The following is a 15,404-nucleotide window of genomic DNA, read 5'->3' on the forward strand; positions in this document are numbered from 1 at the left end:
AGTTGATCGAAATATTAATTTGTTAAAATGCAAATGGGGCTTATCACACTATTTTAGTAATTATTTCACTTATTAATGATCTAATTACCGTGATTATGGTATTTCATACCAGGGAAATATCAGATTACTTTGGCCACTAAATTGATTTAACCACTTAGTCATGCACACTACTACCCTCCTTAGAAAGTTTAGATATATCCTCTTTTGCTTTATTTTTCTCAGTACCCTTTCTTCGTTTGCCCAAAGTGGTCCGGGAGGTGTAGACTTTTCTGCCCTGTGGCTAAGGGCCGATTCAGCCGTCTTTTCAGACGCAGGAACCACACCCGCAGTTAATACAGATCCGGTTGTACAGTGGAATGATGTTTCAGGCGTTGGAAACAACGCCAGCGTTGGAGGAGCAAATCCTACTTTTCAGATAGGCGGTCAAAATGGTCGACCATATCTTAGCTTTAGCGATGATGATATGGATTTCGCATTGGACGCCTTTGCATTCGGCTCTGCTGATCGATCTGTATTCGTTGTAGCTGAATACCCATCCACACCCGGAAGTCAGCAATATTTTTTCTCATACGGCCCCAATGTGACCAGCCAAAGGTATTCTTTAGGGGTTAGCCCTTCAGATGAACTTATAGTGGAGATACAAGGTGATGGCATCACGTCAGTTAATACAGTTGCTGCCGCATCACCATTCATTTTTTCAACCATTTATCCATTTGGTGGCGGAGCATTAAATACATCTCAAATATTTATAAACGGTACTAATTCTACGCATACAGGTGGCGCTGCTACTCCGGCTACAGTTTTAACATCCGGTTCAGTTGGGGCACTAGCTGACAATGCAGGGTTACAGTTTAATGGAGATATATATGAGGTTATTTACTACGACGCTGAACTGAATGATGCTGCCAGAACAATAGTTGAAAATTATCTATCCGCAAAATATGATATTCCAATATCAAATGATTTATATGCAGGCGACTTAATTCCTAGCGGTGATTTTGATTTTGACGTAATAGGGATAGGAAGAGATGCGGGGGCAGATCATTTTGAGGGTGCCTCGGGTGGGCTTAAGTTGGCAGATGATTCCTTTCTTTTAGATGATGGAGATTATGTGTTTGCGGGGCATAGCGGTACTCCAAATGGTTTTGCAACAACGGATTTACCGGCAAATCATAATATGCGTTTAGCCCGCGATTGGTACATAGATATTTCTGATGCTACCTCTAATGGAGGAACCATTAATTTAGAATTTGATCTTGCCGAAATGGGCCTTTCTGTACCAACAGATGCCTTTTCTGTCGTTCTTATCACCAGACCTGGAACTTCTGGAGCTTATACAGAGGTGATGATGGATACAGGTATCTCTGGCGACATTGTTGAGTTTTATGGAGTAGATGTAACAACACTTGTTGATGGGCATAAGTATACCGTTGCATTTGCAACAGAGAATGCACTGAATTTTGATGGGACTGATGACGATGTTAGTGTACCACATGATCCGGCATTAAACCTTGTTACAGGCGATTTTACAATGGAGGCCTGGGTGTATTGGACTGGATCAGGATCAAATACCATTCTATCAAAAGGTGATGGGAATGGTGTGCCAAATGCAGACGTTTTTGTTTTTGCCAGACGAAGTGCAACGTCAAAATTATCTCTTGAACTGGTAGACGGGGGTTCCAGCATGGAATGGGGGGATGCACTGTCGGACATTCCACTCAATACATGGACACATGTCGCGGTAAGCTTTGATAATTCAACGAATACGGCCACCTTCTATCAAAATGGTCAGTTTGACGGAACACATACCTTTGGGTTCGAGCCATCAGATAATGCGGATACTCAACCCATGTACATTGGAAGGCAGGGAAATACCTGTAACTGTAATTTTTGGACAGGTAATCTCGATGAAGTTAGAATTTGGAATACAGCACGGACACAACAGCAAATTGCAAATAATGCTTATAATACAATTCTGTCTTCAGGTACCCTACTTGCATCATATGATTTCAACCAGGGTGTACCCGGCGGGAATAATGGTACGATAACCTCCTTGCCGGATCTTACTCCTAACTTAAACAATGGAACGCTTCAGGGACCATTTGCACTATCTGGTAATACTTCGAACTGGGTGTCATCAACGGCATGGAACGCAGATGTTTTCCCACCAGTTTTCTTATCAGGCTACCCTCTCATTGACAACATCAGTACCACTGGGTTTGACATTACAGTGCAGCTAAATGAGCCGGGTGCATACTTTTATGTAGTTGTGAACGATGGTAGTCCGGCTCCAACGATAGGTGAAGTAACTACTGCTTCTGCAACAGGTCAAGTGGCCTCAGGTAACATAGCAGTAACAACCCCTGCTACTGATTTCGTGTTAAGTCCAACAGGCCTTACCCCCAATACTTTTTATGATTTGTACATCGTAGCTCAGGATGATGAAGGCTCACCAAATATTCAAATTGCGAATACCGCATTGGATGTTGCCACTGAAGCTGGCTTCATCACAAGGTGGATTACCTCCGACGGCCAAATCACCATTCCAACCTCAGGCGGAGGATATAACTATTCAGTTGAGTGGAACAACTTAACAAACCCCGATACATTTGAAGGTTTTATTGATGGCAGAACCGGAGACTATACCATCACAGGGATGGAAAATGGTTCCACATATGAAGTTATTATTCGGGGGGCATTTCCACGTATTTATTTCAATAATGCAGGGGATAAGGATAAAATTCAAACCATTGAACAGTGGGGTGATATAGCTTGGACAAGTATGCAGGGTGCGTTTTTTGGCTGTACCAATTTGGACATGGCAGCAACAGATGCTCCTGACTTATCAGCAGTAACAAGCCTTGGTCAAATGTTTCGAGCCGCCGGAACCTTTAGTGGTGATTTAAGTGGTTGGGACGTAAGTACCATCACGGACATGAGCTTCCTATTTAGCGGCACTAGCTTCAATGGAAACATTACTGGGTGGGATGTTTCTACAGTGGCTAATATGAGCTACATGTTTTATGTCAATCCGGTGTTCAATCAGGATATTAGTGGATGGGTAACTTCATCTGCCACGAATATGACTCGGTTATTCAGTCATGCCAATGCATTTAATCAAAATATTGGAGGTTGGGACGTTTCTGGTGTAACCAATATGTATGGAATGTTCAATCAGGCCTATGCTTTTAATCAGGATATAAGTTCATGGAATGTTGCCTTGGTGACGAACATGGAGCAAATGTTTCGAGATGCCACAGCTTTTAACGCTAATATCAGTGGATGGAATGTTGCAACAGTAAGTACAATTTCAAGAATGTTTCAGGGAGCCACTTCATTCAATCAAAACCTGAGTGGCTGGGATGTGAACGCAACCGATCTCAACAATATGTTTAACAATGCAACTGCATTTGATTGGAATATTGGATCGTGGGACGTTACAGCAGTCACCAATATGACTGCCATGCTTGATAATTCCGGAATATCGGTTGTTAACTATGACTCTATTTTAAATGGCTGGGCTGCTCAATCTGCGAGTTTACAAGTTGGGGTTACACTCGGTGCTACTGGATTGGGATATTCCTCAACGGGCGAAACAGACAGAATTACATTGACTTCCGCACCAAGTTCGTGGACCATATCAGGAGATCAATTAGTGCCGGCTGCACCAACTAATTTGGTGGCGTATGCTATATCGGATACGGAGATCACGCTAGAGTGGATTGATAATGCCACTAGCGAAACAGGGTATTTAATCGAAAGAGCGGATGATTACGCTTTCACAGTCAATGTAACACCTGTTTTAGCTTCTGAACCTGCTGATACAGATTCAGTTGGTTTTACAGTAGGAACTAATCAACCTTATTATTATCGGGTTACTCCTGTTAATGGAGTTGAAGATGCGTCTAGCCAGTCATCTATTGAATTTGCAACGACAGAAGCATTTCCTGGAAGTGCAATTGATTTTTCCGGAAGTACAGCATCAAACGTTAGAGCCAGCTCATTTGTAGCACCATCCAATAATTGGACATATGAATTTTGGTTTCAACCAGCCGCTAATCTTACCTCAGCATCTCCAAGAGGGGACTTTTTCGACCATGTGGCGGGTGATGGGACTCCTACAATCATATTTAATAGGGAGTCAGATGGAACCATCAGAGTTTACGAGCCTGGATTTACTCCCGGCACCAACCCAACTTCAACACTCACAAGTTGGGAGATAGGAAAATGGTATCATTTGGCAGGAGTTTATGATGGTACAAATGTTTATTTGTATATAGATGGTGTTCTTGAAGATCAAATCTCTGCCCCTGGCATAACTACAACTTCTTCAGATCTTGTAATTGGTAATAGCAACAGTTTAGATGCTGCATTTGATGGGGTTATTGATGAATTTAGAGTATGGGATATCGCCAAATCAGATTTTTCTGATCGCTTTACACCACTTAATGGCAATGAATTAAACCTGGTTGCATATCATCCCTTTGATGAAGGCACTGGAGCTACAACGGTGGTCGACGCTTCAGTAAATACAAATGATGGGACTGTCAATGGAGCAACATTTAATTCTTCAACAATTTTCACTGATGGAATTGTTGTATCTACCAATGACTCAGGACCTGGCTCACTTCGAGAAGCAATCAACTATGCAAATGCAAATCCAGGTACTACCATCACTTTTGATATTGCTGGAGCAGGACCTTGGGTGATTAACCTCTCTACAGCTCTTCCTCAAATCACTGCAAATAATACAATCATTGATGGCACGACTCAGCCGGGGTGGACCTTCGGCGATGGGAGCGCCATGGTTACCATTGATGGCTCATCTGTACCTGTTAATAATCATGGTATCGATATGGATGCTTCCGGAGTGGAAGTCTATGGAATGATCGTAACTGGATTTACCGGCGGGACTACCTATGGAGCAATCAACCTGGAATCTGATGTTGCTGATAATGTCATCATAGGCGGAAATGCAGTCGGGAATATTATTCATGGAAATGGCGTGAATGGTATCTACATTGATGGCGCAGATGGTACGATCATCCAAGGCAACTGGCTAGGTACTGTAGACGGTTCTTCGCGATCTGAAAATACACATCATGGCATTTCTATCACGGGCACAGCAGATAACATTACAATTGGTGGGGATTTTGGTGCAGGCTTAGGCAATGTGATTTCTGGTGCCGGAAATGGTAGATATGGAATACTTACAGCCGGCGGTGGTGTTAGTCTGTTAATTCGGGGGAATTACATCGGAACAGATGCAACGGGTAATGTTGACCTTCATAATGAAGGTGGTGGAGTCAATGTTGGGGGGTCTTATACCTTCACAATAGGCGGTGTAGGTGCCGGAGAGGAAAACGTGATCTCCGGAAATAATACAGATACCAATGCTGACGGAATCAATATTGGAAACTCTGCTACGGGAAGCATTTTAAATAACAAAATAGGTGTTGGTGCTAACGGCTCTACGGCGCTAGGTAATGGTGGATACGGGATAATCTTTGCTAATTCTGCAAGCAATGTTTTGGTTGATGGCAATACGATTTCTGATAATGGGACGGATGGTATTTACCTGGGCAATGGAAGCTCCGGTCTTACAGTTTCTGACAATCGCATTGGGTTAACAACAGATGGTTTAACAGCTTTAGGCAATACCAATGATGGTGTTCGAATAGGTATGGGTACCAATATTACAATCTCAGGGAATACGATTTCTGCAAATGGAAGCGATGGGATTGTTATCGGAGGCGATCAAACTAATTTAGATATTAACACCAACGTCATCGGTCTGAATTTTAATGGCGAAGGAGACATGGTATTAGATGGAGATGGTGTGACTGTCACAAGTGACAACACCTTCGGAAACCAAGACAATGGAATCGTATTAAACCTGGTAGATGGATCAAGCTCAGGCAATTCCATCAATGGTAACTTAATCTCCGGAAATGGTGTCTTTGCTGATGAAAATACAGGTTCGGTAGGTATCGGTATTTATATCAATGCTGATACCAGAGGCTTCACCATTCAGGACAATGTGATAGGCCTTGAAGGAGATGAGGTGACTCCACAGAAAAATATTAATTCAGGGATTTATATCAATGGTTTAACTAACTCAGTTATTGGAGGGACTGGAGCAAACGAATCAAACCTCATTGCGCATAATGGAGATTATGGTATAGAGAAGTTAGGCACCCACATGAACGGGATCCCCGTTTTTGCCAATGAGTTTGTTTGTAATGAAAAAGGAGGTATTAGCTTCACATCTACTCCGGATATTGATGCTCCTGTGATCACCTCGATCAACTCAACCACGATTTCAGGAACGACTACAGCGGAAGACAATTCAAACATCTCCATTTATGAAGCGGATTCCTGCGGTGTAGATCAGGGAAAACAACTAGTTCTCAATGCATCTAATGCTGTTTCTGGAGGCAACTGGTCTGCGACAGGCACATTTGATGTGGGTAAAAATTATGTGGTGGTCGTTGTAGATGATGAAACAGCGATTAATGCAACATTAAGCATATCGGAGTTTTCTACTGCTGCGTCTATTCCACCAAACCTTGTTGTTAATACCAATGACGCTGGACCCGGATCACTTCGAGAAGTCATCAATTACGCCAATGCTAATCCCGGAACGACAATCACATTTGATATTCCGGGTGGAGGCCCATGGGTAATTAACCTTGCCACTGAGCTACCCGATGTAACAGCACAGGGAACCATCATAGATGGCACAACACAGCCGGGTTGGAATATCCTTACAGCAAATATGCCTACTATTGATGGAGGCGGGACACTGAATCGCGGGCTGGATTACAAGAATAATTATGTTGAACTATACGGTGTTCACATGACCAATTTTGATGTTGGAGTAATGTTTAACACCGGAGGCACAGACGAAGGTGGTTACACATTCGGAGCGCCAGGAATGGGTAACATCTTCACCGCAAATAGCAGCAACGGTATTCAACTGCTGACCTATTCTGGTGGAGGGAACATTCAATCGAATTATTTTGGAATACTACCGGATGGAACTACAGCTAGCTTAAGCAACGGGATTGGTATCAATATTGGGACCAATGGCGATAAGGTCCAAATCGGAGGATTGGGCGTCAACGAAGGGAATGTCGTTGCTAATAATACAACGCATCAGATAGGCATCAGCAATGCAGATTCGGTAAACGTACAAGGAAACATCATAGGGCTTTCAGCCGATGAAATGGCTGCTCCTGGTGTTGGTAACGGAATTAGCATTAGTTCATTGAATGCAGCTTTGATTGAGGAGAATGTCATCGCTGGCGTGAATATGGGAATCCGTATGTCAGCCGCCAATACAAGTACAATTATCCGAAACAATATCGGTGTAGCCTCAGATAGTACAACGGCTTTCGGGAATGTGAATGGAATCCGGGTATTGACCACCGGGGCGACCAATAATTTTATAGGCTCAAATTCGGTATCAACCGATGGAAACATCATTGCTTACAGTTCCAGTGAAGCAATCCTTTTTGACAATGCAAGCGCAACAGGCAATCAAATTCAGCGAAATGAAATGTTTGGAAACACAGCTGGTATTGTTCTCAATGGTTCACACAATGGGATTGTGCCTCCATCAATAGACCCTATTGCTAATGACAGTACAGTTACAGGAACAGGGACAAATGGGGATGAAATTGATCTCTACCTGGCAGACAGCTTAGGCCATGGCGAAAAGTATTTGGGATCTGCTACGGTTGCAGGTGGTGTTTGGAGTATTGGTACTTTGAGTTTACTTGGAGGTGATGAAGTGGTGGCAACCACAACAAATGCAGGGGATGGTAGTTCCACTTTTTCTTCAGCGATAGCTTTTAACTCACAAAGTGTTGAAGATTTCGAAACCTTCAACGTGAATGCTAGTCTTGTAACCCTAACTACAGGAGATTATCACATGTTTAATGGGCTGGTTGATTCCGTTACAGTCAATTCCGGAAGCAGAGCTCTAAGGTTGGATAACATGTTCGATGCATCTGTTACCACCCCACAAATAGACGGGGACAATGAATTTATTTACAGCTTCGCCATCACTGGAGCAGGACAGGCGCAGGTTACCATTGAGAAATCTGTTGACGGTGGCGATTACATAGTCATTGGCACTCCAACCTACACGAACACAGCGTTCCTACAGGACACCATTGCCTTGGCTGAAGGAGTCAATAGCTCCGTTCGATTGAAATTTACGCTTCAAAGCTTTAACAGTGACCAAAGTCTGGTTTTGGACGATTTTATTTTTGGAGACTATACAGGAGGATCTACTTACCCTCCAATTGTTGAGAACCTTTTTGCTTATCCTGACATAACCACCACCAATGTTGACATTGAGGTTGACTTGTACTCAGATCTTTATTTCGTGGCAACTCAATCCAATGTACCACCCACGTCAACGCAGGTTAAAAACGGACAAGATGAAACAGGATCTGCTGCATATAGCTACGGATCATTATCTGGTGTAACGGGGTTGTCGAATTTAGTTCTTGGATTAGGAAATCTAGGCGCAAATGATACTGCGTTTGTTTCAGGAGACTCTTATTACCTGTACTGGGTTGCAGAGGAAAATACGAATCCGGGAAACATAAGTGCTGTTGACACTGCCTCTTTTACCACACTGGTACCATCCAAAATTGCGATGAAAACTGAACCGGTTCCTGGGGGATCGATTGATCCAGGATCGGTTGATAATATCATTTATAAATTTTCACTTGATGTAGCTGATACCTCCGCGCGAATGGACGGTTTCTTTTTTACTCCGATTGTTTCAGATACAGCAGATTTTGATTTTTTCAGGTTTTATGAGTCTGTAGGTGTAGATGATTTCGGAACAGCTTCAAAGATTGATTCAACGGATTTCTTTGTATCGCATCCAAGTGGGCTACCAAACGGAAGCATTGGATACATTCCGGCTTCACCGAGAGTTTTACCAGCAGGTCAGAAGTATTATTACTATGTGACAGTTGACGTTTCATCTGGGTCCATCTCAGGTGATTCCATTCAAATAGACACGCCAGTTGTTGGGGCGAATTTTGCGTTCCAAGACCCCAAGATAGAAATAGACAGTGGGTTAGTTGCTGGAAATGTGTTTGCAGTGATTGACTCGATGGCAAATTATGCGCTGGAATTTGACGGATCGGCACAATATGTAACCATAGCCGATGCACCACCATTTAATATAGATACAGATTGGACCATTGAGGCATGGATTAAGACCCCTTCAACAGGTCAGCAAAATATTGTTACGCAGGTTTTAGGAAATACAGGGTACGCTTTCTTCAAAATTGGAGGCACACTTTACTTGCAATATTATAGTTCTGGAGGATTTCAAAATGGCGGAACTTCATTAAGTGTAGCTGCAGGTATCGATGATGATCAATGGCATCACGTAGCTGTTTCACAAAATGGCTCAAATGGAAAAATCTATGTGGATGGTTCTCCGGTGCTTGATGTAAACGTGTTACTTCCAATCGATGAAACATCCGGAGAGGTTCGCTTTGGTTACGATCCATTTGTGGGTGCGTATACTGGCGGGTTGGAAGAAGTTAGGTTCTGGAATTATCAGCGTTCAGATGCAGAAATTTTAGCTAATTACGACGCTGAATTGAACGGAAATGAATCAGGACTGATGGCCTATTATCCATTAAATGATGGCCCTCCATCAACACTTGCTACTGACGCCACTGGGAATGGCAATGACGGTACACTTACCAGTATGGATGAAAACACAGACTGGATAGCTGGACCTACATTAAATCCACCAAATCCGTCTACAAATTATGCGCTGGAATTTGATGGAGTAAATGACTATTTAAATGCAGCTGATGCACCTCAATTGGAAGTTCCTACGGAGATTACCATTGAGGTTTGGGTGAAAAGAACGCGCCTGGATGGGATTGATATCATACTTGAAAAAGGAGGTGACTGGACCCAGGGTGAAACCAATTATGGAATGGGTCTGCATAACAATGCCAACAATAATATGTTCTATTTCTTCTGGAACGGTGGTGGAAGAGGTACAGATGGTGTGGCAGACTTGAACTGGCACCATTATGCAGTAGTAGCACAGGAAGGTAATCCTGATCCGGAATTGTACATCGATGGTGTGCTTCAGACCATCGATCATACGTTTGGAAATGCCACCATAGACCTGAATGAAACAACCACCAAGGACCTTCATATTGGATCTCAATTGGATCCAGGGTTTGATTATTTTGGAACGAACGTTATTGATGAAATTAGAATTTGGGATTACGCACGGTCTCAAGCAGAGATTCAGAACGACCAAAATAATATGTTATTTGGCAATGAGGCAGGCTTAGTTGCATATTACCCAATGGCCGATGGTCCAGCAAGTGCCACTGCAACAGATTTAACCGGAGGAGGTAACGATGCAACATTAGTCGCTATGGATGTGAATACCGATTGGGTAGTTGGGCCAACGCTTAATCCACCGGTTCCGGCACCAACATTCTTTGAGAGTTTTGATTCCAGTCCTTTACCAACAACATCCACAACGGGCTATTTCATAATTGAAGAAATATGGAATGGGCAGGGAGTGCTTGAATCTGATAGTGGCGATGCAGTAGGAGCCACAGGCAATGCCATGCAAATTGAAGCTTCTGCAGGCAACTATCTCCAAACACCAGCCATAGATATGGGGAATACCATTTCCTTTGGGTATAAAGGTGATGGATCCGGTGGTAATACCTACGAAGTGTTTGCCTCATCTGATGGAGGTACAACCTTTGATATACCGCTTCCAGTTATCAATCCAACCGGAACTTACCAACAGTATTCAGAGGCCCTTCCATCCAATTATGTTGGACCAGTAAGAATAAGCTATAGTTCAGGTACATCTCCTTTATTCGTAGATGATATGAACTTTGATGCTCCTGCCATACGAACAAATGTTACTGTGACCACTTTGCCGGTTGGTGATCAGACATACCCGCAAGGAGAACAAGATGCATTGATCTATAAATTCCAGGCAGATATTGCTAACACAGTTGGCGCATTCGAAGGCTTATATCTGGTGATTTCCGGTGCAGACTCGCTTGATTTCGAACTGGATGGATTCAAGTATTATCAAAATGTTGGTACAGATGACTTTGGTTCTGCCGTCCTGATAGATAGTAGTTCGTGGAGTCCGGGACTACCGGTTCCTAATGGCACAATCGGTCAATTATGGACAGATTTTTATCCTGCAGGAACATCGGTATACTACTATGTCACAGCCGATATCAGCTCAACGGCTAACACAGGAACTTTCACTGTTGACTTGCCAGATATTGATCAATTTGCTTTTCATGATGCCGAGAAGTTTGATGGAGGGCTTACTGCAGGAGATAGTATTACTATTCAGACTCCAGCCATTCCAGATGCGACATTTACTACAATACCGGTTACCGGTGGAAACCTTACTCAAGGTACTGTAGATAATCTGGTTTATAAGTTTACAATTGGAGCTTCAGGAGGTACCATTACCAAAGAAGGAATGATTGTGGCCGTAGGAGGAGATGCAGTAGCTGCCGATTTTAGCACCAATGGATGGAAACTATATGAAAGCGTAAATACAGATACGGGCATTGGGGGAGCGTCACTTATTGGGTCAACCAATATTGGTGATGCAGCTCCTGATAGTGTTGGATATCTTATGAGTGGCGATATTCAGGATGGCGATACGCATTACTATTACATTGCTGTCGATATTGATGCTGCTGCCTCAGTAGGCAATACGTTTAATGTTGTTCTCTGGAATGGGGATCCAACGGAAAGTGTTGGAATTTCCGATCCGAAGAATAAGGTTGATGGTGGTTTTGTGGACGGTAACACTTTCACAATTGTCAGCGGAGACGTTACATCACCTACACCAGTGATTACCAGCTCAGAGTCTAGTCCAACCAACGCTAATCCAATTCCTATTGCGATTGACTTTGGAGAAGTGGTCGTAGGTTTTGATAGCACGGATTTAGTTGTTGGAAATGGAAGCGCTCAGAGTTTTGTAGATGTAGATGGACAGAATTACACATTTGAGGTAGTACCGGGAGTTGATGGTGCTGTTACCATAGACATTGCAGATTCACTTGCACAGGATTTAGCAGGAAATGAGAATCTGGAAGCAACTCAATTTTCCATTGATTATGACGGTTCTGGTCCGTCCATCACGTTAGATCAAGATGGACTGGCAGTGAACGACACCAACCTATCAGGCACCATCAGCGACTCAACGGATGTTATACAAGTCTCTGTTGATGGGGGAACTACATTGACACTGGCTTCCAATGAAGGTGACGGTACCTGGACCTATGACTTGAGTAGTGATCCAAACTTCGTTGGTGATGGAGTTTACACTATATATTTGGATGCTGCAGATACCTTAGGTAACCAAACGATTGAATCTACCGGAACAGTTACCATTGATCAGACAGGTCCAGCAATTACTTTTGATCAAGACGGCCTAACTATTAACGACACTAACTTATCCGGAACGACCAGTGACACGAATGATGTGATTCAAATTTCAATCGATGCAGGCACTACGCTTTCAGCAGTAACCAACAATGGAGATGGCACCTGGACTTATGACTTAAGTTCTGATCCAAATTACATAGGAGATGGAGCTTATAGTATCTATTTAGATGCTATTGATAGTTTAGGCAACCAAACCATTGAGTCTACGGGAACCGTAACAATAGATCAGACAGGTCCAGTAATTGCCTTCGATCAGGATGGACAGACAACCAACGATACAAATATCTCAGGTACAGTTAGTGATCCAACAGATTTCATCCAGCTTTCTTTGGATGCAGGAACTACCTTGTCTCCAGTAACGAACAATGGTGATGGCACATGGTCGTCTGATTTAAGCACTGACCCGAACTTTGTTGGAGATGGGGCTTATAGCATTTACCTGGATGCGATGGATACACTTGGTAACCAAACCATCAACTCTACAGGTACAATTAGCATAGATCAAACCGCTCCTAATGTTGAGGTAGATATTTATGCAACTTCAATTATCAGTCCACAGATTACTGGAACCATTGATGATCTGGCAGCAACTATCGAAGTGACAGTAAATGGGGAAACAAATGCAGCAGCTAATGTGGGTGATGGTACTTGGTTATTATCAGCCGGAGTACTTACGGACCTTACAGATGGAACATACGATGTATCCGTTTCAGCTACTGATTTAGCCGGTAATGTTGGGGCCGATCAAACAATTGATGAACTAGTCATCAGTCAGGACATAGTAGCCATTGCACCCACACAAATAACAGCAACGAGCTTTAGGGCAAACTGGAGTGAAGGTTTGGATGTGCTTAATTACGAGTTGGACGTTTCGACCGAAAGCGATTTCTCGAGTTTTCTTCCAGGTTTTGAAAGCTTGAATGTTGCTAACACCAACCGATCATTCGTGGTAACAGGGCTCGATTTTGCATCATCGTATTATTACCGAGTAAGGTTGGTAAATACCTCAAGTCAGGTCTCATCAAATTCAAATACACGATCAGCAAAAACAATTGTCGACTCTGAAACACTTGCTGATTCGTTGGCATTGGTTCAAATACATGATGCAATCAATCCACAGGGTTTAAACTGGGGAACTGCAAGATTGCGAGCGTGGGATGGAGTTACTTTAGATGCCAATCGCACACGTGTAAATGTGGTAAATATTAGCTCTTCACAGTCTGCTGGTGATATGCCAAATCCTTTTACCGGAGACGCGCTTACTAACGGTGGATTGAGTAACATGACAGGGATGGATATCTCTGTAAATGAAATTACCGGACTCATGGATTTCTCAACCACCACAATAAGCACGTTGCTAGTCAATGACAACATGCTAGAATTTGATGATATCGAACCATTGGTCTCACTTGGCATTGGCACATTGGATTATACCAATCAGGGTAGTGTCCAGTATAATCAAACAACGGATGGAAACCCTATAGAAGTGAGATATGCCAATGATTATACATTATCCCTTGGCACTGATGGCCAGGGAGTAGGCGGCAGTGCCAATGATTATGCATGGTTTAGAAATGATGTTCTGATATCGTCTGGTACAGACTTTGGAATTGCAGGACCTGAAGTTGTCCTTCAAGCAATTAATTACGATAACATGGGAGAATTCAGGACTGAAGTAACAAGTTCTTTGGTTCCTGGGTTAGTGATTGAAGCTGATCGTCAGATCGTATGGGCTGTTGCTGACATGGTAGTTTCTGTGGTGGATGGGCAAGGTGATCCTCTAGAAGACCCTATTGATGGATACATGCTAGAAGCAGTGAGAAGGTCAAGGGGGTTTGATACCTTAGAGGTAGTATTAAATGCACCACCTTCCACAATCACCTTCCCGGATGTGGTTCTTGGAAATTACATAACAGCCATAAATTCTAATCCTGCACTTTATATTCCTACCTATTTTGGAGATGTATTTGAGTGGGGTGAAGCTGATACATTATTCTTCAGAAGTGATGATGTGATAACCATGAAAATGACTCAAGTCCCCGATGAATTGACAGAAGGACCCGGCTCTTTGGAGGTACTCATTGAGGAAGACTTTGGCGATGATAATTCTCGGATTGAAGCCAGAAGAAGGGCCTCTAAAAGGAAATGTGGGTTAAGAAGAAAAAGATCCGGCGGACGAACCGGTCAGGATGACGATGAATTTGAACTCATTGCGTATGGCGAAACCGATGAGAATGGTGAATTTAAATTTGGATTCCTACCACAGGGAACTTATCGATTCTTTGTAGAATATCCTGGTATTCCTTTAGATGAGTCTTCTTTTGTGCAGTTTGATGTGGGCGAAGAGGGTGTAAGTGATACCGACTTTAGATTACAAGCATTTGCTACAGAAGATGGAATAGAGGTAGAGATTGAAGCGGTACTTGGAGTAATTCTGGAGTACTTCAAGAACCTGCAAATATTCCCAAATCCATCTAGAGATTACTTGAACATCAAATACCGACATTTAAAGTCTGGTGATGTAACAGCACAGCTTGTTGATCTTGCCGGAAATACCATGTGGTCTACCGACCTAAGAGACGGATTTGATGGAGATCTGAAAATTGAAGTAAGCAACTACGATGAAGGCATATACATCTTGAGATTTTATGACAGAGAAAGTCCAAAAGAAAATGTCGTGAGCTTCAGAGTGATTGTTAGAGACTAGATTAATCAGATCTTTACAAGGGATGATGTTAAATCATCCCTTTTTTAATTCTTGTCGTGATACTATTTGAATCTTCTTTAATTGAAATAGTTGAACCATGACACTTATTGAATTAATTAGATTTATTTTCGTCATGCCTAAAATTCATGGTAGCAAATAGATGACCAAACATTTTAAGTCGCCTTATTAT

The 15,404-nt window shown here is 42.7% G+C and carries 1 protein-coding gene; it reads left to right on the plus strand.

The features are described 5' to 3' along the window. The first annotated feature begins 160 nt into the window (after positions 1-160). Positions 161-15,214, plus strand: a complete 15,054-nt coding sequence (locus tag ACOMC3_RS18585; protein WP_420317393.1) for a BspA family leucine-rich repeat surface protein — start codon at positions 161-163, stop codon at positions 15,212-15,214. The last annotated feature ends 190 nt before the right edge of the window (positions 15,215-15,404 follow it).

Source organism: Ekhidna sp., assembly GCF_965212185.1.
Classification (GTDB): domain Bacteria; phylum Bacteroidota; class Bacteroidia; order Cytophagales; family Cyclobacteriaceae; genus Ekhidna.

Bases quoted from the DNA above. Each gene is read 5' to 3' on its own strand.
- ACOMC3_RS18585 (WP_420317393.1), top strand. From the start codon at position 161: ATGCACACTACTACCCTCCTTAGAAAGTTTAGATATATCCTCTTTTGC.